General features: G+C 62.4%; 21 protein-coding genes. 5 read left to right on the top strand and 16 right to left on the bottom strand.

Annotation, left to right across the window (positions count from 1 at the left end):
• Positions 1-108 precede the first annotated feature (108 nt).
• Genes MRY17_RS01135 through MRY17_RS01120 form a run of 4 tightly spaced genes read left to right on the top strand, consistent with a single transcriptional unit; the run spans position 109 to position 3315 of the window.
• Complete coding sequence (locus MRY17_RS01135) at positions 109-903, top strand: MetQ/NlpA family ABC transporter substrate-binding protein (protein WP_191952644.1); 795 nt, start codon at positions 109-111, stop codon at positions 901-903.
• Complete coding sequence (locus tag MRY17_RS01130) at positions 900-2015, top strand: methionine ABC transporter ATP-binding protein (protein ID WP_181283879.1); 1116 nt, start codon at positions 900-902, stop codon at positions 2013-2015. Before MRY17_RS01135 ends, MRY17_RS01130 begins: the two co-directional genes overlap by 4 nt.
• Complete coding sequence (locus MRY17_RS01125; RefSeq protein WP_243353156.1) at positions 2005-2649, top strand: methionine ABC transporter permease; 645 nt, start codon at positions 2005-2007, stop codon at positions 2647-2649. Before MRY17_RS01130 ends, MRY17_RS01125 begins: the two co-directional genes overlap by 11 nt.
• Before the next feature lie 39 nt (positions 2650-2688).
• Positions 2689-3315, top strand: a complete 627-nt coding sequence (locus tag MRY17_RS01120) for a class I SAM-dependent methyltransferase (protein ID WP_243353155.1) — start codon at positions 2689-2691, stop codon at positions 3313-3315.
• A gap of 93 nt (positions 3316-3408) precedes the next feature.
• On the opposite strand, the gene MRY17_RS01115 is transcribed toward MRY17_RS01120, so the two are convergent.
• The 15 genes from MRY17_RS01115 to MRY17_RS01045 all read right to left on the bottom strand — a co-directional run bounded on the left by MRY17_RS01115 (position 3409) and on the right by MRY17_RS01045 (position 20322).
• Positions 3409-5610 (bottom strand): glycoside hydrolase, encoded by a 2202-nt coding sequence (locus MRY17_RS01115; RefSeq protein ID WP_243353154.1) that lies wholly within the window; start codon positions 5608-5610, stop codon positions 3409-3411.
• A gap of 209 nt (positions 5611-5819) precedes the next feature.
• Complete coding sequence (locus MRY17_RS01110; RefSeq protein ID WP_243353153.1) at positions 5820-8885, bottom strand: efflux RND transporter permease subunit; 3066 nt, start codon at positions 8883-8885, stop codon at positions 5820-5822.
• Positions 8882-9952, bottom strand: a complete 1071-nt coding sequence (locus tag MRY17_RS01105; protein ID WP_181283873.1) for an efflux RND transporter periplasmic adaptor subunit — start codon at positions 9950-9952, stop codon at positions 8882-8884. Before MRY17_RS01105 ends, MRY17_RS01110 begins: the two co-directional genes overlap by 4 nt.
• On the bottom strand, positions 9949-11031 hold the full coding sequence (locus MRY17_RS01100) for an efflux RND transporter periplasmic adaptor subunit (RefSeq protein WP_243353152.1): 1083 nt from the start codon (positions 11029-11031) through the stop codon (positions 9949-9951). Before MRY17_RS01100 ends, MRY17_RS01105 begins: the two co-directional genes overlap by 4 nt.
• Positions 11032-11260: 229 nt before the next feature.
• Positions 11261-12109: a transporter substrate-binding domain-containing protein gene (locus MRY17_RS01095; RefSeq protein WP_181283870.1), complete on the bottom strand. Its 849-nt coding sequence runs from the start codon at positions 12107-12109 to the stop codon at positions 11261-11263.
• Positions 12106-12882 carry an amino acid ABC transporter ATP-binding protein gene (locus tag MRY17_RS01090; protein WP_243353151.1) on the bottom strand — a complete coding sequence of 259 codons (777 nt, stop codon included), beginning with the start codon at positions 12880-12882 and terminating at the stop codon, positions 12106-12108. The genes MRY17_RS01095 and MRY17_RS01090 overlap by 4 nt, the downstream gene beginning before the upstream one ends.
• Positions 12879-13538: an amino acid ABC transporter permease gene (locus tag MRY17_RS01085; RefSeq protein ID WP_243353150.1), complete on the bottom strand. Its 660-nt coding sequence runs from the start codon at positions 13536-13538 to the stop codon at positions 12879-12881. Before MRY17_RS01085 ends, MRY17_RS01090 begins: the two co-directional genes overlap by 4 nt.
• Entirely contained in the window at positions 13519-14184 is a 666-nt protein-coding gene (locus tag MRY17_RS01080) for an amino acid ABC transporter permease (RefSeq protein WP_122461380.1), read from the bottom strand. The genes MRY17_RS01085 and MRY17_RS01080 overlap by 20 nt, the downstream gene beginning before the upstream one ends.
• 353 nt (positions 14185-14537) lie before the next feature.
• Complete coding sequence (locus MRY17_RS01075; RefSeq protein ID WP_181283867.1) at positions 14538-15320, bottom strand: MetQ/NlpA family ABC transporter substrate-binding protein; 783 nt, start codon at positions 15318-15320, stop codon at positions 14538-14540.
• Between the two features lie 107 nt (positions 15321-15427).
• Complete coding sequence (locus tag MRY17_RS01070; protein WP_243353905.1) at positions 15428-16354, bottom strand: sigma 54-interacting transcriptional regulator; 927 nt, start codon at positions 16352-16354, stop codon at positions 15428-15430.
• Between the two features lie 47 nt (positions 16355-16401).
• Positions 16402-16983 carry an alpha/beta hydrolase gene (locus MRY17_RS01065; protein WP_057725379.1) on the bottom strand — a complete coding sequence of 194 codons (582 nt, stop codon included), beginning with the start codon at positions 16981-16983 and terminating at the stop codon, positions 16402-16404.
• Positions 16984-17272: 289 nt separating this feature from the next.
• A complete protein-coding gene (locus MRY17_RS01060) occupies positions 17273-17674 on the bottom strand; it encodes an ExbD/TolR family protein (RefSeq protein WP_243353149.1) in 402 nt (133 codons plus the stop codon).
• Between the two features lies 1 nt (position 17675).
• Positions 17676-18395, bottom strand: a complete 720-nt coding sequence (locus MRY17_RS01055) for a MotA/TolQ/ExbB proton channel family protein (RefSeq protein ID WP_199771600.1) — start codon at positions 18393-18395, stop codon at positions 17676-17678.
• A 28-nt stretch (positions 18396-18423) separates the two neighbouring features.
• A complete protein-coding gene (locus MRY17_RS01050) occupies positions 18424-19230 on the bottom strand; it encodes an energy transducer TonB (RefSeq protein WP_124421942.1) in 807 nt (268 codons plus the stop codon).
• Positions 19231-19455: 225 nt separating this feature from the next.
• Positions 19456-20322 carry a LysR family transcriptional regulator gene (locus tag MRY17_RS01045; protein ID WP_181283864.1) on the bottom strand — a complete coding sequence of 289 codons (867 nt, stop codon included), beginning with the start codon at positions 20320-20322 and terminating at the stop codon, positions 19456-19458.
• Positions 20323-20424: 102 nt separating this feature from the next.
• Here MRY17_RS01045 and MRY17_RS01040 point away from each other — a divergent pair, with 102 nt between their 5' ends.
• Positions 20425-21612 carry a CynX/NimT family MFS transporter gene (locus MRY17_RS01040; protein ID WP_124421940.1) on the top strand — a complete coding sequence of 396 codons (1188 nt, stop codon included), beginning with the start codon at positions 20425-20427 and terminating at the stop codon, positions 21610-21612.
• On the opposite strand, the gene MRY17_RS01035 is transcribed toward MRY17_RS01040, so the two are convergent.
• A complete protein-coding gene (locus MRY17_RS01035; protein WP_191952626.1) occupies positions 21583-23907 on the bottom strand; it encodes a TonB-dependent receptor in 2325 nt (774 codons plus the stop codon). The two genes, MRY17_RS01040 and MRY17_RS01035, sit on opposite strands and share 30 nt — an antisense overlap.
• Positions 23908-23936 lie beyond the last annotated feature (29 nt).

The following is a 23936-nucleotide window of genomic DNA, read 5'->3' as shown; positions in this document are numbered from 1 at the left end:
GAGCGAGCTTGCTCGCGAAGACCGTTAACGATAACGCGGTGCATCTGGTTTACCGATGCGTCCTCAAGCTTTTCGCGAGCAAGCTCGCTCCTACAATTGGAAACTCATATGAAAAAAATAGTGCTCTCCCTGGCCTTCGGACTGTTCAGCACAGCCGTATTCGCCGCCGACGCGCCGCTGAAAGTCGGCACCACCGCCGCCTTCGCCATCCCGCTGGAAGCCGCCGTGGAAGAAGCCGGCAAACAAGGCCTGAAGGTCGAACTGGTGGAATTCAGCGACTGGATCGCCCCCAACGTCAGCCTCGCCGCCGGCGATATCGACGTGAACTACTTCCAGCACATTCCCTTCCTGGAAAACGCCAAGGCCGCCGCCGGGTTTGACCTGGTGCCTTATGCGCCGGGCATCATCAACAACGTCGGGCTGTATTCGAAAAAGTACAAGAGCTTCAACGACCTGCCCGAAGGCGCCAGCGTGGCCATCGCCAACGACCCGATCAACAGCGGGCGCGGCCTGCAGTTGCTGGCCAAGGCCGGGCTGATCAGCCTCAAGCCGGGCGTGGGCTACAAGGCCACCGAAGAAGACATCGTCGCCAACCCTAAAAAGCTCAAGATCCTGCAAGTGGAAGCCGTGCAACTGGTGCGCGCCTATGACGACGCCGACCTGGTGCAGGGCTACCCCGCGTATATCCGCCTGTCCAAGACCTTCGATGCAGAATCGGCGCTGCTGTTCGACGGCCTGGACCACCCGGAATACGTGATCCAGTTCGTGATCCAGCCCAAGAGCAAGACCGACCCACGGGTGATCAAGTTCGTCGACATCTACCAGCACTCGCCGGTGGTACGCGCCGCCCTGGATAAATCCCTGGGCAAGCTCTACCAGGTTGGCTGGGAAGCTAAAAAATGACCGCAGCCAATGCCCAACTGCGCGACCTGGGGCATGCACCCAGAGACGCCGAGCAGACTGAATTGCACCCGGACCTCAATAGCGCCCACGTGCGCTTTATCAACCTGGGTAAGACCTACGACGGCACCGTGCACGCCCTGCAAGGCATCGACCTGGCGATCCAGCGTGGCGAAGTGTTCGGCATCATTGGCCGCAGCGGCGCCGGCAAGTCGTCGCTGATCCGCACCATCAATCGCCTGGAACAACCCAGCAGTGGGCGGGTGCTGATCGATCAGGTGGATATCGGCGGCTTCGACGAAGACCACCTCGTCGCGTTGCGTCGGCGCATCGGCATGATCTTCCAGCACTTCAACCTGATGTCGGCCAAGACCGTGTGGCAGAACGTCGAGTTGCCGCTCAGAGTCGCCGGCGTGCCCAAGCCGCAGCGTGAGCAAAAGGTGCGTGAGCTGCTGGAGCTGGTGGGTTTGCAGGACAAGCACAAGGCGTATCCGGCGCAGCTCTCGGGCGGGCAGAAACAGCGCGTGGGCATCGCCCGTTCGCTGGTGCACGACCCCGAGATCCTGCTCTGCGACGAGGCCACCTCGGCGCTGGACCCGGAGACCACCCAATCGATCCTCGGCCTGCTGCGCGAGATCAACCAGCGCCTGGGCCTGACCATCGTGTTGATCACCCATGAGATGGCGGTGATTCGCGACATCTGCGACCGCGTGGTGGTGCTGGAGCATGGCCGTATCGTCGAGCAAGGCCCGGTGTGGCAAGTGTTCGGCAATCCGCAGCATGAGGTCAGCAAAACCCTGCTCGCCCCGTTGCAACACGGCTTGCCGCCCGAACTGCAAAACCGTCTGCAACCCGCCCCCACGTCGGCCGACGCCGCGCTGGTGCTGCGCTTGCAGTTCACCGGCAGCGATACCGATGAGCCCGACCTGGCCGCCCTGTTCAACGCCCTCGGCGGCCGTGTGCGTTTGCTGCAAGGCGGTGTGGAGCGCATCCAGGGGCACGCCCTGGGACAATTATTGCTGGCGGTGAATGGATCGCCGCACAGCGCCGAAGAACTGCGCAACCGCGCGGCGAACTGGGCGCAACAGGTGGAGGTGCTGGGCCATGTGGTTTGATCGTTTGGTACAGGGCGCCCTCGACACCTTGTTGATGGTGGGCGTGTCGTCGTTGATCGCCCTGCTGGTGGGGATTCCGCTGGCCGTGTTTCTGGTCACCAGCGACAAGGGCGGCATCTACCAGGCACCGGCGCTGAATCGGGTGCTGGGCGCCTTCGTCAATCTGTTTCGCTCCATCCCCTTCCTGATCCTGATGGTGGCGCTGATCCCGTTCACCCGCCTGATCGTCGGCACCACCTACGGCGTGTGGGCGGCGGTGGTGCCGCTGACGATCGCCGCCACGCCGTTCTTTGCGCGCATCGCCGAAGTCAGCCTGCGCGAGGTCGACCACGGCCTGATCGAAGCGGCGCAGGCCATGGGCTGCCGCCGTTGGCACATCATCTGGCATGTGCTGTTGCCGGAAGCCCTGCCGGGAATCGTCGGCGGGTTCACCATCACCCTGGTGACCATGATCAACTCATCGGCCATGGCCGGGGCGATTGGCGCCGGTGGATTGGGTGACATTGCGTACCGCTATGGCTACCAGCGTTTTGACACGCAGATCATGCTGACGGTGATTGTGCTGCTGGTGGTGCTGGTGGCGGTGATTCAGCTGGGCGGCGATCGACTGGCGCGGATACTGAACAAGCGCTGAGGTATAGTCCGGGAATCCAAGCACCCGGTATTGCCTGCCATGACCCTCAAGCCCGACGACCTCAACCAGATCACCGCCACCACCCTCGGCCACTACAACACAGTGGCCGAAGATTTCCGCGAAGGCACCCGCGATCACGATGTGAGCCAGAACATCGATGCGCTGCTGCGGCATATCCAGGGCACTGCGCCGTTTACCGTGCTGGATTTCGGCTGCGGGCCGGGGCGGGATTTGCAGACGTTTACGCGCCTGGGGCATATCGCCGTGGGGCTCGACGGCTCCGAGCGGTTTGCGCAGATGGCGCGGGAAGACAGCGGTTGCGAGGTGTTGCAGCAAGACTTCCTGAAACTGGATCTGCCTGCCGAGCGCTTTGATGGGATCTTTGCCAATGCGGTGCTGTTTCACATACCCAAGCAGGAACTGCCACGGGTGCTCAAAGAACTGCATGGCGCGCTGAAACCTGGTGGGGTGCTGTTCAGCTCCAATCCTCGGGGTGACAACCGGGAAGGTTGGAACGGGCCGCGGTATGGGTCTTATCACGACCTGGAGGCGTGGCGGGGATTGCTGACCGAGGCAGGGTTTGAAGAGCTGGAGCATTATTATCGGCCTGCGGGTTTGCCCAGGGAGCAGCAGCCTTGGTTGGCCAGTGTGTGGCGTCGGGTTTAAGTGGTTTATTGCCTGGGCTAATGCTATCGGGGGCAAGCCCCCTCCCACAGGAGAACGCATTCCAAATGTGGGGGGGGCTTGCCCCCGATGATCTTAATGGCGCCGAGAATCCACCTGATACACCACCGGTTTTTCACCCTCCACCAGCGCCGTCACACTGCGCCCGGCATACCCTTCTTTCTGCGCATCCGAAAAATTCGCCACCAACCGCGTCCCATCGGCGAACGTCGTTTGCTGCAACAGCTTGTCCACTGTCAACCAGCGAAAATCAATCATCGCCTGAGTCCCCAGCCGCTCATGCAGCGGGCGGAAAAACCGGTCCTGGCGCTGAATCACCGGCAGTCGCTCCTTGAGCGTCGACGCACTCAAATGGTAAAGCGGCGGTACGTTGTAGAGCAGTTGGGTCAGCTCGTTTTCAGCCCGTACGTTGCTCAGCTTGAGGCTGTCGAACAGCCAGTGATGGGTGGTGATCACCGAGCCATGGAACACTGCCTGATACAACGGCAAACGCATCGTCGGATCGAAATGCACCGTGCGCAGCGTCGTCCTCAACGGCACTGGCTTGAAGAACACCGCCGGCTGCTCCGGCGGGTACCAGTTGCCGACGTAATAGGGCGACTGTGGGTCCCTGGTCATCTCCCGATCACCCCAGCCGATGACCGGTGTTTGCATGCCATGGGCAAACAGGATGCCCTGGGCGGTGATGGCGTTGCCGTCTTCAGAACCTGCGGGCAATTTGAGCGAGGTGTTGATCCAGCGCGAGGCGTCGATATTGCCCTGGGCATTCTGCGCCTGGGTCATGGGAGCGCCGTCGCGGTAGCTGTCAAACAGCATGCTGGTGGCGTAGGCATCGAGGAACCAGGCGTTGAAGCCGGCTGCGGCCTGCACCGCTTTTACCCGTGCTTCCAGCAGCGGTCGCACACAGCGCGGATCGGTGTAGTGACCGGACTGCTGGAAGCCGGTTTTCAATTTGCCGTCTTTCAACATGATTGCGCAGTCGCGGTAAGCCTTGCCGCCCAGATGGGCGGTGGACCAATCGGGGTTTTCAGTAGCCGACAGCGCCGTTTCATAGGAATCGTAGGGCGCTACCAGGTAACCGGCCTCCACGCCCGCGCGAATCGCTTCGGGATGCCACAGGCCGCCTTCCCAGCCTTCGCCCAGTGTCAGCAGCAGACGCTTGAGCCCGGCATCGCGCAAGGACTGGATGGTCGAATTGCCCCAGGTTTCGGGGCGGTCATTCAAGGCTCCGGCGAAATCCAGTGCCAGTTCGTTGCGCAACTCGCCGTAGCGAGTGGCAAGGCGATTCATATCAGGCGCTTCCACTTGCCAAGCCTGCCGAGCCTTCTTGTTGATGGCCGCATTGAAGCCGCGCAACAGCAGGGTTTGCTCATAGCGATTCAATGCGCTTGTCTGCGCGAGGACCTGCGCAGGTTCCTTGTCCATCAGCCCACTGAGCTCGTGCGTGCGCAGCCGTTTGATCAACGCGGGCCAATCACCTACATCGTCGAGCGTCAGCAAGTCGTTGCCCCAGAGGTAAACGTGACTGGCGCCGAGCAGTTTTACCGCCTCGGGGGTTTGCCGCAGCTTGTCCGCCAGTGACTCGTAACGGCCCTGCTCGACCAGCCACTGACGATAGCGCCTGGCGCCGGCCAGCGGGTCGGCCTCGCCCAGATACAGGCGCAGCGTCATCGGCTGCTGTGGCTCAAGCGAAGTGAATTCATGGGCCACGGACAGCGCCACGCCCTGGCCGTCCGCTTGCCATTGGAGGCGATTGTTATAGGGGTTGGTCAGCAGCCAGTTGAGCGTGAAACGCCCGTGATCCAGGCCCCATAACGGCAAGCTGAGGTCCTGGGTGGTATTGAGTTCGCCACGCTCGATCAAAAAATCTTTCCACACGGCATTATCGGCCGGCACGTAATGCCCCTCGGCCAACGGCCAGATCAGCCCTTGGCCCATGGCCCCGGCCGGCTGGCGCAACAGGGCCAGCTCACCCGCTTCACGGGCATTGATTGTCAGGCTCAATTCGCGCTGTTCAAGCCGGGCCGTCAGGCGATAGGCGCCGCTGTCCCACTGCCAGGAGACCTGTTTGGCGTTGGCTTGCAGCGCGTTGACCGCATGCGCAGCGACACCGCTGGACGCTTGTACCGAGGCATCGCCGGCAGGGGCAACGCGCAACGCCAGGGTGGCGGGGTCGAGATCAACGCGCCACAAGGCGTTTTCCAGCACGGTGGAGGCGAAGGCTGACGGCGCGAGAAGAAGCGTGCAGAACAGAAAAAGTGGGCGCAGGCACTGCATGGGAATCGACCTGGATAAGAAGAAGGCCGAAAGAGTAAAACAGGCTCAGGCTCGCCGGGACGGCAAGCGGCGGTTTCAGAAGCTTCCCACAGCCTCAAGCGAGATGAAATGCCAAATGTGGGAGGGGGCTTGCCCCCGATGGCGGTGGTTCAGTCACCTGATGCTTGGCTGACATACCGCTATCGGGGGCAAGCCCCCTCCCACAGTTTTTAACTGCGTTGTTCCTGTTGTTCCTGCTTGGGCTCGCGGATTTTGTACCAGGCCACATAGAGGGCCGGCAGGAACAACAGCGTCAGCAACGTGGCGATAATAATCCCGCCAATCATCGCGTAGGCCATCGGCCCCCAGAACACTTCCCGCGCAATCGGGATCATCCCCAGGCTGGCCGCCGCGGCTGTGAGCAGGATCGGCCGGCGCCGATGCTCGGTGGCTTCGACCACCGCGTCCCAAGGCGAATAGCCGGCCACTTCGTACTCATGAATCTGCGTCACCAGGATCACCGAGTTGCGGATGATGATGCCGATCAGCGCCAGGATGCCCAGGATCGCCACAAAGCCCATGGGCGTGCCGGTGGGAATCAGCGCCAGCACCACGCCGATCAGCCCCAGCGGCGCGACACTCGCCACCAGGAACATTTTCTGCACGCTGTGCAACTGGATCATCAGGAAGGTCGCCATCAGGAACAGCATCAACGGCACCACGCTGGCAATCGGACCCTGGGCCTTGCCGCTTTCTTCCACGGTACCGCCGGTGGCGACCTTGTAACCTACCGGCAGGCCGTCGCTGAACTTCTGGATGGTCGGTGCCAACTGCTTGACCAGGTCGGTGGGCTGCATCTCGTCGCGCACCGCGGCCTTGATGGTAATCGTCGGCTTGCGGTCGCGACGCCACACCAGCGGCTGCTCCAGTCCGTAGCGCACGGTGGCGAAGGCCAGCAACGGAATCGAGGTGCCGTTGGGCGTGACGATCTGCAGGTTCTGCAGGGTTTCCGGCGTACCGCGCTCGGCGTCTTCGGCGCGGCCGACCACGTTGATCAGGTAGATATCGTCATGCACCTGGGTGACCGACGCCCCGCTGACCACGCTGTTCATCAACTGCGCCACGTCTTCGGACGACAGCCCCAGTTGCCGCGCCTTGTCCTGGGCGATGTCGACGCGCAAGACTTTGCCGGGCTCGTTCCAGTCGTAGATGATTTCGCCCAGGTGGGTGTTCTGATCGAGCAAGGTCGCCAGTTCGATGGCGTGCTTGCGCACCTGGTCGGTGTCCTTGCCGGACACGCGGTACTGGATCGGCCGGCCTACCGGCGGGCCCATTTCCAGCGGCTGCACGAAGCTGCCGATACCGACGAAATCATCGCGCAGGCGCTTCTGCAGACGCGTAATCAACTCGCCGCGCTCTTCCAGGCCTTTGCTGACGATCACCAGCTGCGCGTAGTAGGGGTTCTCCAACTGCTGGTCCAGCGGCAGGTAGAAACGGATCGCGCCCTGACCGATGTAGGTGCTCCAGCGAGAAATGTCCGGGTCGTCCTTGATGATGGCTTCGAGGCGATCGACCGCCTTGCGCGTCTCGTTGATCGAGGCGTTCTGCGGCAGGTTCAGGTCAACCAGGATTTCCGGACGGTCCGACGACGGGAAGAACTGGTTCTGCACGAACTGCATGGAAAACACCGAGGCCACGAACAACGCCACGGTGATGCCAATCGCCCACCAGCGGTTGCGCATGGCCCAGAGCATGCCGCCGTTGAAGGCGCGGCCAATACGCCCAGGCTCGGCATTGTGCGGTTTCACCTTGGCGCTGAGGATATGCACGCCAATCACCGGCGCAAACAGCACCGCGACCACCCACGACACCAGCATGGCCACGGCGATCACCGCGAACAGCGTGAAGGTGTACTCGCCCGCCGAACTGGCGTTAAGACCAATCGGCACAAAACCGGCCACGGTCACCAGCGTACCGGTGAGCATCGGGAACGCCGTGGAGGTGTAGGCGTAGGTCGCGGCCTGCTCCTTGGTTTCGCCCTTTTCCAGGCGTGTGATCATCATCTCCACGGTGATCATCGCATCGTCCACCAACAGGCCGAGGGCAATGATCAAGGCGCCCAACGACACCCGCTGCATGGTGATGCCGCTGTATTCCATGAACACGAACACCAACGCCAGCACCAGCGGAATCGAGCACGCCACCACCAGCCCGGCGCGCATGCCCAGGCTGATAAAGCTCACCACCAGCACGATGATCACCGCTTCGAACAGTGCACTGGTGAAGCCGCCGACGGCCTCTTCCACCACTTCGGCCTGGTCCGAGACTTTGTGCACGCCGACGCCCACCGGCAGGTCGGCGGTCAGCTCATCCATGCGCCCGTGCAACGCTTTGCCGAACGACTGGATATTGCCGCCTTTCTGCATCGCAATCGCCAGGCCGATGGCCGGCTTGCCATTGAAACGGAACATCGGCCGCGCCGGGTCGACGTAGCCACGGCTGATCTCGGCAATGTCGGCCAGGCGATAGAAGCGGTCATTCAGGCGCAGGTTGACGTTGGCCAGGTCCTTCTCCGAAGCGAATTGCCCGGAGGTACGCACGGAAATCCGCTCCGGTCCGGCCTCGATCACCCCGGCGGGCGTGACCGCGTTCTGCGATTGCAGGCTTTGCACGACCTGGCGCTGGTCGACCCCCAGCGCCGCCAGTTTGCGCGTGGAAAAATTCAGGTAAATCACTTCGTCCTGCTGGCCGATCATCTCGACCTTGCCCAGCCCCGGCACCGAACGGATCTCGGCGCGCACCTGCTCCACGTAGTCGCGCAACTGGCGCATCGACAGGCCGTCGCCGGTAAAGGCGTATACCGAGCCGAACACATCACCGAACTCGTCGTTGAACGACGGCCCCTGCAGGCCCTGGGGGAAGGTGCCGCGAATATCGTCGATCTTCTTGCGAACCTGGTACCAGATCTCCGGGATGGCCTTGGCACTGGTGGTGTCCTTGAGGAACACGAACACCGTGGACTCGCCCGGCCGGGTGTAGCTTTTCACGTAATCGAGGGAGTCGAGCTCTTCGAGTTTTTTCTCGATGCGGTCAGTGACCTGCTTGAGGGTTTCTTCCTGGGTCGCGCCCGGCCAGCGGGTCTGGATCACCATGGTCTTGATGGTGAACGAGGGGTCTTCCTCGCGGCCCAGGTTCATGTACGAAAACACGCCCATCAGCAGCGCGACGAACATCAGGTACCACACGAAGGACTGATGCTTGAGGGCCCAGTCGGATAAGTTGAAGCTCCCTTTCATCGCGGGCTGTCCTCGTCGATTTTGACTTTCTGCCCGGGTTTCAGGCTGTTCACGCCGGCGGTAACGATGCGTTCGCCGGGTTTGACGCTGCCGTTGAGCAAGACGCTGTCGGCATCCCGGCTGACGACCGTGACGTCACGCGGCTGCACCGTCTGGCTCTGGGTGTCGAGCAGCCAGATGCGGGTCTTGCCGTCGACCTCCTGCACGGCGCTCAGGGGCACCTCGATACGCGGCGCGATGGCGCTGCTCAGGGTCACGCTGATGGCGGTGCCCAGGCGGAACGCGGCGGGGGTTTCGGTCAGGCTCAGGCGTGCGCGGCGGGTGCGCGTGGCGCTTTGGGCCTGGGGCTCGATCTCGCGCACGATGGCGGTGGTGTGCACGCTGGGGTCCAGTTGCCCGGCCACCAGGAACACCACATCCGCAGGCAGGCGCTCGGCCAGGCCGGCGGGCAGGTCGATCACCGCTTCCTTGATGTCCGGGCGGGCCAGGGTCACCACTTGTTGACCGGCGCTGACCACCTGGCCGGCCTCGGCATTCCAGGCGGTGACGATGCCGGCGTGGTCGGTGCGCAGTTCGGCGTAGTTGAGCTGGTCCCTGGCCTGGTTGACCGAAGCACGGGCCTGGTCGAGGGTGGCCTGGGTGGTTTTCAGGTCGGTCTGGGCCACGTCGAGCTGGGCCTGGGCGCCAACGCCACGGTTGAACAGTTCCTGTTGGCGGCGGGCATTGGCCTGGGCATTGATGAACTGCGCCTGCACGCGCGCCAGGTCGCTCTGGGCGGCGCGCAATTGGTTCTGCTGGTCGGTGGGGTCGAGCACGGCAAGCAAGGCGCCCTTCTCCACCTCAGCGCCCACGTCCACGGCGCGACGGGCAATACGCCCGGGGACACGGAAACCCAGGTTACTTTCGTAGCGCGCCTGAATGGTGCCGGCAAAGCGACCGAGGTTTTCCTGGTCTTCGGCCTTCACCTCCATGGACAACACCGGGCGCACCGGTTCGGGCGGCGCCTCTTCTTTGGAGCAGGCCATCAGCAACAGGCTGGCGGCGACGATTACCGTCAGTTGCCTCATGGCTGGGCTCCTTGCCGGGCGATTTCAACCGGCATGCCGGGGTGCAGCAATTGCCCACCGGCCACCACGACTTTTTCGCCGCCTTTAAGGCCATCGCCGATGATCACTTTGCCGGTGAGGTAACGCGCCACCGTGACCTTATGCAATTGCGCCTTGCCGTCACCGTCCACCAGCCACACGGCGGGTTCGCTGAGATCCTTGGTCAAGGCCGACCACGGCAACTCGATGCTGGGCTTGGCCGGGCCATTGGCGGTGGCGCTGACCACCGAACCCAGTTCCATGCCCTTGGGCAGGCTTTGCAGGGCGATCTTCACTTGCACGGTGCCGGTATTGGCGGCCACCGCCGGGGTGACTTCGCGAACCTTGCCCACGGCCTTGATGTCCGGGTTGTCCAGCAGGCTGACGGTAATCGGCGCATCCGGCGGCGGCTCCACCAGCAGGGACTCGTAGACGTTGAACACCGCGTCGCGCTCGCCATCACGGGCCAGGCTGAAGATCGGCACGGTGGCTTGCACCACCTGGCCGACTTCGGCCTGGCGCGCGGTGATAATGCCCGGCGCGTCGGCGATCAGCGCCGTGTAGCCAAGTTGCTCACGGGCGTTGGCCAACTGGGCCTGGGCGGCGGCGAGGGCGCTCTGGCTGCTGCGCAGCGCGGCCTGGGCGGAATCATATTCGCTGCGGCTGGTGTAGCCCTTGGGCAGGAGTTTTTCCTGGCGCACGAAGGCCGCGGCCGTCTGCTTGACCCGCGCCTGCTCGGCCACGACCTGGGCCTGGGCGGAGTCGACATTGGTTTGCAGGTCCTTGGGGTCGAGTTTGGCCAGCACTTGCCTGGCCGTCACCCGGTCGCCCACATCGACCATGCGCTGGATAATCTTGCCACCCACACGGAAGGACAAATCGGTTTGCACCCGCGCCTGGATATCCCCGGTCAGCGTCACCGCCGCAGCGAAATCCGCCGGCTGCACGGTTTGCACGAATACCCGGGAATGGGCTTTGGGTTCGGTCTTTTCCTGACCACAGCCGCCGAGCAGCGTCAGTAAGCCAAATCCGAGTAAAAATGTCGAAATGCGACCGCCCATGCAGGCTCCTTTTGCGTGATGCCGACTTGCCAGTGTGTATGCGACTGTGAGCTTAGTTCAGGGTTCCTTAACTGCATGGAGGATCCCATACTCCAATGGAGGCCGCCATCGGGGGCAAGCCCCCTCCCACATTTGATTGTATTCACACGCCAGAACGTGTGAACCCAATCCAGTGTGGGAGGGGGCTTGCCCCCGATAGGGCCGGTACAGTCAGCACAAAAGCCAGGCATCAGCCCTGCCACTTCCCACCTTCAACAATCACACTCTCAGGCTGGGTGTCATCGCTCAGCTCTTTACGCACATACTGGTCATACAACTTGAGCAAAAACTTCTCTTCGCCCAATTTCGCCAGTTCCGCATTCACCCAGTCGCGCAGTTCGATATTGCCTTTCTTCACCGCTGGAGCAATCGGCGCTTCATCACCGAGTTTCTGTTCCAGCACACGGTAGCCGGGGTTCTGCTTGGCCCAGCTGAACAGCACCAGGTTGTCCTGCGCGTAGGCATCGCCACGCCCGGCCGACAGTGCTTGCAGCGACTCGGAGTTTTTCTCGAACTTGAGCAGTTTCCAGTCCGGGTGGTTCTTGGTCAGCCAGATATCGGCAGTGGTGCCGGTGGTGACGATGGTGGTGCGGCTCGCCAGGTCATCCAGGCTTTTGACCGCGCTGTCGTTCGGCACCAGGGCCTGTACCGCAACTTTCAGGTTGGGGTTGGTGAAGTCCACCGCTTCCTTGCGCTCCGGCGTGACCGTCATGTTGGCCAGGATCAGGTCGACCTTGTCGCTCTGCAGGAACGGTATACGGCTGGCGGGCTCCACGGCGACAAATTCGACTTTGTTTTCATCGCCCAGCAGGTCCTTGGCGAATTGGCGGCCGATGTCGGTATCGAAGCCGACGTAGCGGCCGGCCTCGTCGACGAAACCGAACGGTGGCTTGTCGGTGAAGACGCCGACGATCAGCTTGTCCCGCGCCTTGATTTTGTCGATGTAGCTGACAGCCGCAGGTTTTAACGGTTCTTCGGCTTTCTTATCGCAGCCGGCCAGTAACGCGACGGCCAGCAGTGGCAGCAGTAACTTTTTCATATCAGTTCCGGTTCCTTGCGCTTTTTGGGCAGTGTTGAAACAAAGGAGAACTTCTCCAGGAACTGCTGCGCGCGTGCGGTCTGCGGGTTCGTAAAGAATGCCTCGGGGGTGTTGTGTTCGAGGATGCGACCGGCCTCCATGAACACCACGCGGTCGGCGACAGCGCGGGCGAAGGCCATTTCGTGGGTGACAATCAGCAGGGTCATGCCATCGCGGGCCAGGCCCTGGATGACTTCCAGCACTTCCTTGACCATCTCCGGGTCCAGGGCGGCGGTGACTTCGTCAAACAGCATGACCTGAGGGTTCATGCACAACGACCGCACGATGGCGATGCGTTGCTGCTGGCCGCCGGAGAGCTGGCGCGGGAAGGCGTCGCGCTTGTCGGCAAGGCCCACGCGTTCGAGCAGTTTTTCAGCTTGCGCGCGGGCTTCACGCGGGTCGCGTTTTTGCACTTTGAGCGGGCCCAGCAGAATATTGTCGAGCACGCTCATGTGCGGGAACAGGTGGTAGCTCTGGAACACCATGCCAATGTCCTGGCGCACCTGGCGCCAGTCGGTGCGCTTGTCCAGAAGCTCACTGCCGGCAAACCGCAGGCTGCCGCTGTGAGCGACTTCCAGCCCATTGAGGCAGCGCAGCAAGGTACTTTTGCCGCAACCGCTGGGGCCGAGGACCACCACCACTTCGCCGCTTTGCACACTCAGGTCGATGCCCTTGAGCACCTGCGCCTGGCCGAAGAATTTGTTGAAACCCTGAAACTCGATCAATGCGCTCATGCTTGGGCCCAGCGCCGTTCCAACACCTTGGAGGCGGCCGACAACGGGTAGCAGATAAAGAAGAAAAACAGGAACAGCGAGCCGTAGATCAATACCGACTCGTAGGTGCGCTCGATGATTTGCTGGCCGACCTTGATCACATCCACCACACCGATCAGCACCGCCAGCGAACTGGTCTTGATGATGCGCGTGTAGACGTTGATGGTCGGCGGGGTCATGCGCTTGAGCGCCTGGGGCAGCAGTACGTAGCCGTACAACTGCGGGTCGGACAACCCAATCGACAAGCCCGCTTCACGCTGACCGCGCGGTAGTGAATGCAACGCGCCTCGCACCACTTCACCGACCTCACTGGCCCCCCACAGCGACAACACCAATACCGCGCACCAGAAACTCGGGAGGCTCAAGCCAAAGAAGATCGGCAGGCCGAAAAACAGCAGGTACAACCACACCAGCACCGGAATCGCCCGGAACAGCTCCTGGTAAACCCGCAGCACAGCGTTGATCACCCTGTTGTTCAGCGTTCGCAGTACGCCATACAGCACGCCGCCGACCGTACTGAAGGCAATGCTCAAAAACGAAATCGACAGGGTTTGCGCAGCGCCCTTGCCCAGTTGCGGCAACGACACCCACAACAACTCAAGACCCGAACTGGCCATGCTGGAGCCTCCTTTCCAGGCGGCTGAGCAGCAGCGACAACGGCAAAAACAGCAGCACGCAGATCAGCGTCAGTACGGCGAGCATCTCGTAGGTCTTGTAGTAGAGCGCGATGTAGCTCTTGGTGGTGTAGAGAATCTCCGGCACCGCCACGGCGGAAACCACCGTGGTTTCCTTGAGCAGAAAAATGAAATTGGCGAACAGCGCCGGCAGGCTGAGAATGCCGGCCTGGGGCAGAATCACATGGCGCAGCAGTTGCCAGTCGGACAGGCCGATGGACTTGCCCGACTCGATCTGCGCCTGCGGTACCGCCTCCACGCCGGCGCGCAGCACTTCGGTGAGGTAGGCGCCGCCGAGAAAGGTCATGGTGATGATCGCCGCCCAGAACCCGGAGATATTCAGACCCAGGGCCGGCAGCGCGAAGTACACGAAGAACAGCTGAATCAGCAGCGGTGTGTTACGCGCCAGCTCCACGTACAACGCCACCAGGCGTGACAGGTACGGCGTGCGAAAGACCAACAGCGCCGCATTGATCAGCGCCACCAGCATGGAGGTGGCAATCGCGATCAAGCCGACTTGCAGGGTCACCCCCACGGCTTTCAGGAACGCCGGCAAGGTGCTGAGGATAAACGCGAAATCGAAGGTCATGTGCAGTCCATATCGCCGCATGGGTAATGCCGCGAGCGCAGTCCGTTCCGGCGTGGATAACGTCGGGTAGCGCGAACTTTAAAGGTATAAAAAGCAAAATTTAAATACCGAAAATACATATGGATATCACTCAAAAAGCTAACCCCAGATTTACCATCGAATGAAGTTCAAATGTGGGAGGGGGCTTGCCCCCGATGGCGGAGTGTCAGTGACAGATATGCTGGCTGACACACCGCTATCGGGGGCAAGCCCCCTCCCACATTCTTGGTTGCGTTAAAAATTCAGGGCCAAAAAAAACGCCGACGCTGTAATAGCCGTCGGCGTTGAAACCTTGAAGGGGGTTTTGGCTTACATCAGAACGCCGGCACGACCGCGCCGTTGTACTTTTTCTCAATGAAGGCTTTGACTTCCGGGCTGGTCAGCGCCTTGGACAGTTTCTGGATAGCGTCGCTGTCCTTGTTGTCCGGGCGAGCGACCAGGAAGTTCACGTAGGGCGACTTGGCATCTTCGATGATCAGCGCGTCCTTGGCCGGGTTCAGGCCGGCTTCCAGCGCGTAGTTGGTATTGATCACGTCCAGGTCAACCTGGTCGAGTACGCGCGGCAACAGGGCCGATTCCAGCTCCTTGAATTTGAGGTGTTTCGGGTTGTCCTTGATGTCCTTCGGCGTGGACAACGCGTTGGTCGGATCTTTCAGAGTGATCAGTCCGTTCTTTTGCAGCAGCAACAGGGCGCGGCCGCTGTTGGAGCCTTCGTTCGGGATGGCCACGGTGGCGCCATCTTTGAGCTCGGAAATATTCTTGATCTTTTTCGAGTAACCGCCGATGGGCTCGACGTGCACGCCGACCACGGTCACCAGGTTGGTGCCCTTACCTTTGTTGAAGTTTTCCAGGTACGGAAGAGTCTGGAAGTAGTTGGCATCCAGGCGTTTTTCGGCAACCTGCGTATTGGGTTGTACGTAGTCGGTAAAGACTTTGATTTCCAGGTCCACGCCCTCTTTGGCCAGGGTCGGCTTGATCAGCTCGAGGATCTCCGCATGCGGGATCGGAGTGGCGGCTACCACCAGTTTCTCGTTGGCCTGGGCGAAGCTGGCAGTCAGGGCAGCCGCCAGTGCGGTAAACAACAGAACCTTTTTCATGCAATGTCCTTCTAACGACCGTTTTTTATGTGAGGTGCCAGCGAAGTGCTATCGCGGCGTGGAGTGGACAATACCTAGATTTTTTATTCCCGAACAATATCTTTTATTCACGTTGATATTCCATTTTGCTCATACAGGAATTTTCGCAGCGTCTCCCGCTCCGCAGGGCTGGCGCTCGCGAAAATCCGCCGCACTTGCTCCAACGGCGAGCCGGCGCTGGGCAAGTTCAGGTGCTCGGGCAGAATTTCATCTCCGCTGCTCACCAACAGCGCAAAGTGAATGACGTTTTCCAGCTCGCGGGTGTTGCCCGGCCAGCTGTGATGCTCCAGCACGCGTTGGGCGGCGTCGCTGATCAGCGGCACCGGCAGGTCCAGGCGCTGGCTGTAGATGCCCAGGAAGTATTCGGCCAGGGACAGGATGTCGCCGACCCGCTCGCGCAGCGCCGGCAGGTCCAATTGACCTTCGCTCAAATAATGAAACAGGCGCTCATGAAACTTGCCTGCCGCCACCGCCTGGGCCAGGTCGATGCTGGTGGCGGCCACCAGGCGCACGTCCACCGGGCTTGGCTGCTGGGCGCCGACGCGAGTGACCTCGTGGTTTTCCAGGGCGGCGAGCAATTTGACCTGGATCGGCAACGGCAAATCGCCAATTTCATCCAGGTACAAGGTGCCGCCATTGGCCGAACCGAACCACCCGGCTCGGCTGCTCGCCGCGCCGCTGTGGCTGCCGGCGGTGTAGCCGAACAGTTCCGCGTCGGCATAGGTCGGGCTGATCGCGCCGCAGTTAACCGATACGAACAGGCCCGTGCGATCACTGCCACGGTGGATATGCCGCGCCAGCAGCTCCTTGCCGCTCCCGGTCTCGCCACGAATCAACACGGACAGCGCACGCGGCGCGAGATTTTCCAGGTCTTCGCGCAGCTGCCGCGAACGTGGGTCGACAAACACCAACGCCTTGGCGCGAATGCTCAGCGGGCTTTTTTCGGCGTCGGGAAAGGTCAGCAACGGCTGGCCGTAGGTTTCATGCAGACTAATGGCAGGCTCCCGCCCCATCCACTCAAGGGACGGGGCGTTGAAATAGGTTATGCGCGGCGCCGAGCGTGATGCTCAAGGCGATTCTGCAGGCGATAGAGGTAGGCGAAACCCTGTTCCCAGCGCTGGTGGCCGGACTTCACATTGATATGCCCGGCACCCGACAATATGCCGGCTTCGGCGCCCCACTGGCGCGCCAGTTCCAACGCCCGTGGCGCGCTGACGGCACTGTCGTTGTCGGAACTGACCACCTGGCTGGGAAACGGCAACAGGTCGGTAGGAATCGGCGCAAAGTTGCGCAGGGCGGGGGCACAGGCCGGTCGTTCGACATCCGCCGGCGCCACCAGCAAGGCGCCGCGCACCTGGCGCAGGCACTGCACAGGCGCGGTGGCCGCCCAGTGCGCCACGGTGATGCACCCCAGGCTGTGGGCGATCAGGATCACCGGCGTGCTGTCGGCGGCGATCGCCTCAGCCAACGCGGCCACCCAGTCTTCACGGCGCGGGGTCAGCCAATCGTCCTGCTCAACGCGCGCACTGTTGGGCAGGCTGTTCTGCCAGTGACTTTGCCAATGTTCTTCTGGCGATCCTTGCCAGCCCGGCACGATCAGGTAACGAATCGACTCGCTGTGCATGGGTGTGCCCTCCTGCAGCGTTTAACGTTGCTGATCAGTATAGGGACACGGTTTATATTCGTTAAGGAATAAGAAGCTATTTATTAATAACCAAAATATCAAGCCCGCCTGCAATCAAACGGTGGGAGGGGGCTTGCCCCCGATAGCATTCTGTCAGTCAGCACATCTGATACTGATACACCGCTATCGGGGGCAAGCCCCCTCCCACATTTACCTCATCGGCCATACATAAAAAAAGGCCGCACCCTGCCAAGGAAACGGCCCAAAAATCGTCGAGGCTTGTTTACAACTAACGTGCGGTTATCACCGACAGCCTGGTAATCCCCGCGCGTTCGATAGACGCCATGGCTCGCGCCACTTCGCCGTAGTTCACGCGATCGTCAGCCTGCAGTTGCACCCGCACATCGGGGTCCCTGGCCCTGGCCGCCTGCAGGTTGAATTCCAGCAGGTCCGGCTGGATTTCGTCCTTGTTGATAAACAGCTTGCCGGCACCGTCGATGCTCACCACCAGCGGGTCCTTCTGCTCGACCGGCGCCACGGCCTCGGTCTTGGGCAGGTTGATCGGGATCGAATTGGTCAGCAGCGGCGCGGTGACGATAAACACCACCAGCAGCACCAGCATCACGTCCACCAGCGGCGTGACGTTGATCTCGCTCAGCACCTCATCACTGTCTTGGGTGGAAAAGGCCATCTCAGGACGCCTCCTTCACTTTCTGCGGGTTACCGGCGCTGGCTTTGTTCAGCGCCGGGTGCAGCAGCACACGGAAGGCGTTCTTTTGCGCCAGGCTGTAGAAGTCGTGGGCAAAGTCGTCAAGGTCGGCGGCCGTCAGCTTCAGGCGGCGCAGGAAATAGTTGTAGACCAGCACCGCCGGCACCGCGACGGCAATCCCCACGCCCGTTGCAACCAGCGCCGCACCGATGGGGCCCGCCACGGTTTCCAGGCTGGCTGAACCGGCGGCGCTGATGCCCTTGAGCGCCTCCATGATGCCCCAGACGGTGCCGAACAGGCCGATAAACGGCGAGGTGCTGCCGATGCTGGCGACTACCGCCAGGCCGGTTTCCAGGGAGCGGCGCTCACGCACGATCTGCTGGCGCAAGGCACGCTCGAGGCGGTCCTGGTGATTGATGGCCTGGCTCAGGTCCGCCACGTGCTGGGTATCGCCAACCTGGATCGCGGCATACCCGGCCCGGGCCACCCGGGCCGCTGCGCCCGGTTGGGTATCGGCCAGCTCGGCGGCGGCGTCGAGGCTCGACGCGGCCCAGAACTGTTTGTGGAATTTGCGATCCTGAGCCTTGAGGCGCCCGAACTGCACGCCCTTCAACAATGCCAAGCCCCAGGTGGCGACCGAAAAGACCACCAGCAACCAGATCACCGCGCTTTCGATGGATTCAAGTGGAGATGCCAAAGCCATGATGTGTTCCCTCTGTGCAGCTGAATAATTAATGAATCTTGAAATCGATCGGTACGCTGACCCAGCCGTCCTGGGCGACTTCACCCTGCTTGGCCGGCACGAAGCTCCAACGCTTCACGGCGGCCAACGCGGCGTCATCGAGTTGCTGGCGACCGCTGCTTTTCTGCAGCTGGATCTCACCGGGTTTGCCGCTGGCCAAGACGTGTACCCGCAGCAACACGGTGCCCTCCCATCCACGCCGCTGAGCCAGTGACGGGTATTCCGGCGCCGGGTTCTTCAGGTACGCAGCATTGGCCGAAGCGGGCGTAACCGGCGCCGGCGCTGGTGGTGCAATTGCTGCCGGGGGCGCCGGTACGGGCGGTGCGGGCGGTTGTTCGACGACCTTGGGTGCCGGCTTGGGCTCAGGTTTAGGCAGCGGCTTGGGCTTGGGCTTGACCAGCGGTTTCGGCGGCGCCGGCTTGGCGGCCAACTCATCCACTACCGGCGGCGGTGGCTCGACCACGGGAGGTGGCGGCGGCACCGGCGGCGGCGGTTCAACCACCGGCGGCGCCGGCCGGGAAAACTCGATGGTCATCGGCGGAATTTCCGGCGGCACCACCGGCAGCACCGGGGTGGGCTTCTGGCTCACCCAGTAGATCACCGCACCGTGCAAGGCCAGCACCAACAAGCCCAACAGAACGCCTTCGCGTCGGCTGGAAAAACGCTTGGGGGTCTGCTGCAGGCGCAACTGCCCCAACGGCGCACGATGCGGCCGGCCAAGGTCGACCAACTCACCGCTCGGTGCAGGGCGCCCTTGCGCCTCAGTGGCACGGGCGGCGGTCTGGACATTGCCCATTGATTCACTCCCCCTACGGTCTTCAAACCCAAAAACCGACGAACCTGCGTTGCAGGCCGTCCAGGGTTGAATCATCGGGCTGGGTGCTTATCTCTTAAAGTAACCTTTAAAGTTATGCTTATGCCTAATTTGAATAAATAAAACTGACTCATACGCCAAAGCCACGGTCTGCGTGGCCTAGCGCCGAGGTGGCATTTTTCAATGCGTTTCAGGCATGCAAAATATTCAGTAGAGGCATGGCTCAACCGGGCTGTTTGCGCACAAATCGAACAATTCAGCCTGTAAGCACTGCCCTGCCGCACTCAGGCCGCTGCGGGCATACAACGCCAGGCGCACGCCTTGCACCACGGGCAAACCGCTCTCTTTGCCCAACACCACATGCCCGGCCTGCACCACCCTCAGCGGCAACAGACTCACGCCCAACCCCGCCGCCACGGCCGAACACACGCTGGCCAGGCTCGCGCTGGAATAGCCGATACGCCAGCGCCAGCCGCCCACTTCAAGGTGGTGCAGCATTTCATTGCGGTACAGACCGCCAACGGGAAACGCCACCAGTGGCAACGGGTCGCGTCCCAGGCACGGCGTGCTGCGGCTGTCCACCCAGCACAGCGGCTCGGGCCACGAGGCCAGGCAGTCATCGCTGCTGCCCATCTGCTTGACCAGCAACACGTCGAACTCACCGCTGCGGTATTGTCGTTGCAATTCGGGGCCCAGGCCGCTGGTGACCTCCAGGCGCACCCGTGGATAGGCCAGCACAAACGCCGAGAGCAACGGCATCAGCCGCTGCGCCGCAAAATCTTCCGGCACGCCCAGGCGCAGCACACCGTCACTTTGCTGGCTGATCAACACATCGGCGGCTTCCTCATGCAGGGCCAGGATGCGTCGCGCATAGGCCAGCAAGCGCTCGCCTTCGGCAGTGGCGACGACACGGCGTTGGTCGCGATCCAGCAACTGGCAAGCCACGGCAACTTCCAGGCGGCGGATCTGCTGGCTGACGGTGGATTGGGTCAAGTGCAGGCGCTCGGCGGCGCGGGTGAAATTGCCGCAATCGACCACGCAGACAAAGCTGCGCAGTAATACCGGATCGAACATGGTCATTCTCTTTGCCACTGATTGGCATGGTTATATTTAATTTCAGAATACCCGGGGCGCTGGCGATACTCACGCCACATTTAACCGGTGCATAGGCGCTGCATGACCCTCAATAAGTCCCTTGCAGGCTGGAGCCTGCTGGTGGTGCTCGGCCTCAACCTGCGGCCGATCCTCAGTTCCATCAGCCCGTTGCTCGGCGAAATTCGCCAGGCCACCGGCCTGAGCTTCCAGAGCAGCGCCCTGCTGACCAGCCTGCCGGTCATCTGCATGGGCCTGGTGGCGCTGGTGGGCGTGCGCGTGGAAGCGCGGCTCGGTGAACGGCGCGGTATCGCTCTGGGCCTGGTGATGATTCTGCTGGCGTGCCTGGCGCGCTGGCTGATGGGCCAGGCGTCGGCGCTGCTGGTCACCGCGTTGCTCGGCGGCGCGGGTGTGGCGCTGATCCAGGCGCTGGTGCCGGCGATGATCAAGCGTGAGTTTCATCAGCGCGTGCCGGTGGCGATGGGCGTGTATTCGGCCTCACTGATGGCCGGCGGCGGCCTGGCGGCGTTGCTCAGCCCGCTGGTGGCGACGCACTTCCAGCAGTGGCAGGCCGGATTGGGTGTGTGGCTGTTACCGGCGCTGGCAGCCTTGTTGCTATGGACGTGGCTGCCGCTGGGCGCCGCCAGGAATCCACACGTGGCGCCCGCCTTCAAAGGTTTGCGCAACCGTCGGGCGTGGTTGCTTGCGCTGTATTTCGGCCTGGTCAACTGCGGCTACATGAGCATGGTGGCCTGGCTGCCCGCCTACTACCAGCAACTGGGGTGGGGCGTGCTGCCCAGCGGCTCGCTGCTGGCCTTCATGACCATTTTCCAGGTGATCGCCGCGCTGCTGATGCCGGTGCTGGCGCAACGCGGCATCGACCGGCGCCCACTGCTCGGCATCAGCCTGGTGGCGCAAACCCTCGGCTACCTCGGCCTGATCATCGCGCCGCAGGCCCTACCCCACGTGTGGGTGGCCTTGTGCGGCTTCGGCCTGGGCGCGTGCTTCGCCCTGAGCCTGCTGCTGACCCTCGACCACCACCGCGACCCACGCCAGGCCGGGCAACTGGCCGCCTTTGTCCAGGGCGTAGGCTTTTTGATCAACGCCATTTCGCCGTGGCTGACCGGTTGGCTGCGCGAATTGACCGGCAACTTTGTCAGCGCCTGGATCGTGCTGACAGTGACTGCGCTGGCGATGCTGCTGGTGACACGGGTGTTCAGCCCGGCCACCTATCGCACCGGGCTAAAAGTCGTAGCGCCCAGTCACGCCTAGGGTGCGCGGCGTGCCCAGCAGGCCCTCGTAACCGCCGTTGGCGCCGGTCCACAGGGTGCTGTAGTAGGTTTTGTCGAAGGCGTTTTTCAGCCACAGCGACACGTCCCACTGGCCCTGTTGGTAATTGCCGCGCAGACCGGTGGAGAGGTTGACCAGCGCATAGGCCGGGATCTGCCCGTAGTCGGAATCTTCCACGGTGCCCACTGCCTTGGAGCGGAAGGCATAACTGGCGGTGACGTAGGGTTCAAAGCCGTTATCCAGGTTCCACTTGTACTCGCCATTGGCGTTGGCGATCCATTTCGACGCGCCCACCACCTGGTGGCCAGTGAGGTCGCAGGACGTCGGTGCGCCGGGGCGCAGGCTGACTTCCGGCGGGCATGGCGCGTCCTTGTAAGACAGGTAACTCACATCGTTGAAGGAGCCGTTGAGGTTCAGCGTCAGGCCCTTGATCGGCACCAGCGTACTTTCCACCTCTACCCCCCGCGAGCGCACGGAGCCGGCGTTGGTGAGGTACTGCACACGGTTGTCCTGGTCGTAGGCGTTGGTCTGGTAGCCATTGACCTGGGTCCAGAACAGGTTGGCGTTGAGTTGCAGGCGTCGGTCCCACAACGTGCTCTTGAAACCCAACTCAGCGTTGTTGGCGCGCTCGGTGCCGATCAACAGCGAGTCGGCCCCCGCCGTCGGCGCCGAACCCACCGCCAGGTTGACGCCGCCGGACTTCTCGCCGTGGGAAAGCGTGGCGTAGCCCAGCAAATTGTCATTGAAATGGTAACTGAGGTTGAGCAGCCCCGACGGCGTGGCGCTGTATTGCGTCAGGTCACCCGAGTCATACGCCCCGGTACGCCCGCGTCGCGCCGTGGCAGCAGCGCCGGTGACCGCAGCGCCGCCCAGCGGGGCATTGCGTGTCACCCAGGCACTTTTTTCTTCGTAGGTGCCGCGCAGGCCGGCGGTGAAATCCAGCCGTTCGGTCAGGTGCCAGGTGCCTTGGGCGAACAGCGCAAAACTGTCGGTGCGGATATGCCCGTTGCCGATGCTGCTCACGTTGCTCAACGCGCCGCTCGGCGTGCCGTTCCAGATGTCGGCCTGAGGGCCGTAATAGGCGAAGGACTTGTTATCCAGGTCAGAGCCGAAGTAGTAGGCGCCGAGCACGTAATCGAAAAACCCGCCCTGGGGTGAAGCCAGGCGAAATTCCTGGGACCACTGCTTGTCCTCCACCGATACGCCGGCGTTATACGAGGCCGGCACGTTAAGGCCGTCATCGTTGCGCGGGGTGAAATTCCACCAGCGATAGGCGCTGACCGACGTCAGGGTGAAGTCGCTCGGCAAGGTCCAGTTGGCTTCCAGCGAGGTACCGCCCTGGAACACGGTGACGCGCTGGTCGCTGTCCAGGTTGACCTTGCGGTGGGTGCCATCGACCAGGGTCGCGCCCGCAGCGTTGGCCCGGGACTGATAGAGGTTGGTGCCGCTGATGGTCGGCCCGGTGCTGTAGAGCACGCGCGTGCCGGCGCTGGAATCCTCCTCGTTGTAGTCGCCGATCCAGCGCAGGTTGAAGGCCTCATTGGGCTTGTACAGCAGTTGCCCGCGAAAGCCCTGGCGCGAACCGCCATTGAGGTCGTGGCCGTCATGTTCATTCTTGATGTCGCCGTCGCTGCGCGTGCGATAGGCCGAAAAGCGTCCGGCCAATTCATCGGTAAGCGGCCCGGAAATCGTGCCCTTGGTCTGGAAATAACCGTCCTCGCCCAACGAAGTTTCGATGCTGCGCTCCGGGGTGAAACTCGGCGCGCGGGTGCTGATATTGATCACCCCCGCCGTGGTGTTCTTGCCGAACAGGGTGCCCTGCGGGCCGCGCAATACCTCAAGCTGCTCGATATCCATCAGGTCGAACACCGCCATACCGGGGCGCCCGAGGTAGACGTTGTCGATATACAACCCCACGCTGCCCTCCAGGCCGTCGCTGGCCGGGTTGTTGCCCAGACCGCGAATCGACACGCTGGACTGGCGCGCATGCATATAGGCGACGTTGACGCTGGGCACCAGCTGCTGCAGGTCCTGAATCCGATACACCCGCTGGCTCTCCAGCGCCTGGCCGCCGATCACGCTCATGGGCGTCGGTACCGCCTGGGCGCTCTCGGTGCGCCGCCGCGCTGTGACCGTGACGGTTTCCAACTGGCCACTGGCGCTCTCGCCTGCCGGAGCCGGCTCGGCAGCATGACTGGGGGTCCAACTGGCACTGCCCGCCAGCAGCATCGCCAGGGGCAGGCGCTTGAAGGGTACAACGGGCTTGAACAGACTCATGGGCGGCTCCGGAACCCAGGAATATCCAG

The sequence above is a fragment of the Pseudomonas orientalis genome, assembly GCF_022807995.1.
Taxonomy (GTDB): Bacteria; Pseudomonadota; Gammaproteobacteria; order Pseudomonadales; family Pseudomonadaceae; genus Aquipseudomonas; species Aquipseudomonas orientalis_B.
Note: the sequence above shows the minus strand (reverse complement) of the source record. Positions and strands in the feature narration are given on the sequence as shown.

Coding starts and splice junctions, on each gene's coding strand:
- MRY17_RS01135 (WP_191952644.1), top strand. CDS start 109: ATGAAAAAAATAGTGCTCTCCCTGGCCTTCGGACTGTTCAGCACAGCC.
- MRY17_RS01130 (WP_181283879.1), top strand. CDS start 900: ATGACCGCAGCCAATGCCCAACTGCGCGACCTGGGGCATGCACCCAGA.
- MRY17_RS01125 (WP_243353156.1), top strand. CDS start 2,005: ATGTGGTTTGATCGTTTGGTACAGGGCGCCCTCGACACCTTGTTGATG.
- MRY17_RS01120 (WP_243353155.1), top strand. CDS start 2,689: ATGACCCTCAAGCCCGACGACCTCAACCAGATCACCGCCACCACCCTC.
- MRY17_RS01115 (WP_243353154.1), bottom strand. CDS start 5,610: ATGCAGTGCCTGCGCCCACTTTTTCTGTTCTGCACGCTTCTTCTCGCG.
- MRY17_RS01110 (WP_243353153.1), bottom strand. CDS start 8,885: ATGAAAGGGAGCTTCAACTTATCCGACTGGGCCCTCAAGCATCAGTCC.
- MRY17_RS01105 (WP_181283873.1), bottom strand. CDS start 9,952: ATGAGGCAACTGACGGTAATCGTCGCCGCCAGCCTGTTGCTGATGGCC.
- MRY17_RS01100 (WP_243353152.1), bottom strand. CDS start 11,031: ATGGGCGGTCGCATTTCGACATTTTTACTCGGATTTGGCTTACTGACG.
- MRY17_RS01095 (WP_181283870.1), bottom strand. CDS start 12,109: ATGAAAAAGTTACTGCTGCCACTGCTGGCCGTCGCGTTACTGGCCGGC.
- MRY17_RS01090 (WP_243353151.1), bottom strand. CDS start 12,882: ATGAGCGCATTGATCGAGTTTCAGGGTTTCAACAAATTCTTCGGCCAG.
- MRY17_RS01085 (WP_243353150.1), bottom strand. CDS start 13,538: ATGGCCAGTTCGGGTCTTGAGTTGTTGTGGGTGTCGTTGCCGCAACTG.
- MRY17_RS01080 (WP_122461380.1), bottom strand. CDS start 14,184: ATGACCTTCGATTTCGCGTTTATCCTCAGCACCTTGCCGGCGTTCCTG.
- MRY17_RS01075 (WP_181283867.1), bottom strand. CDS start 15,320: ATGAAAAAGGTTCTGTTGTTTACCGCACTGGCGGCTGCCCTGACTGCC.
- MRY17_RS01065 (WP_057725379.1), bottom strand. CDS start 16,983: ATGCACAGCGAGTCGATTCGTTACCTGATCGTGCCGGGCTGGCAAGGA.
- MRY17_RS01060 (WP_243353149.1), bottom strand. CDS start 17,674: ATGGCCTTTTCCACCCAAGACAGTGATGAGGTGCTGAGCGAGATCAAC.
- MRY17_RS01055 (WP_199771600.1), bottom strand. CDS start 18,395: ATGGCTTTGGCATCTCCACTTGAATCCATCGAAAGCGCGGTGATCTGG.
- MRY17_RS01050 (WP_124421942.1), bottom strand. CDS start 19,230: ATGGGCAATGTCCAGACCGCCGCCCGTGCCACTGAGGCGCAAGGGCGC.
- MRY17_RS01045 (WP_181283864.1), bottom strand. CDS start 20,322: ATGTTCGATCCGGTATTACTGCGCAGCTTTGTCTGCGTGGTCGATTGC.
- MRY17_RS01040 (WP_124421940.1), top strand. CDS start 20,425: ATGACCCTCAATAAGTCCCTTGCAGGCTGGAGCCTGCTGGTGGTGCTC.
- MRY17_RS01035 (WP_191952626.1), bottom strand. CDS start 23,907: ATGAGTCTGTTCAAGCCCGTTGTACCCTTCAAGCGCCTGCCCCTGGCG.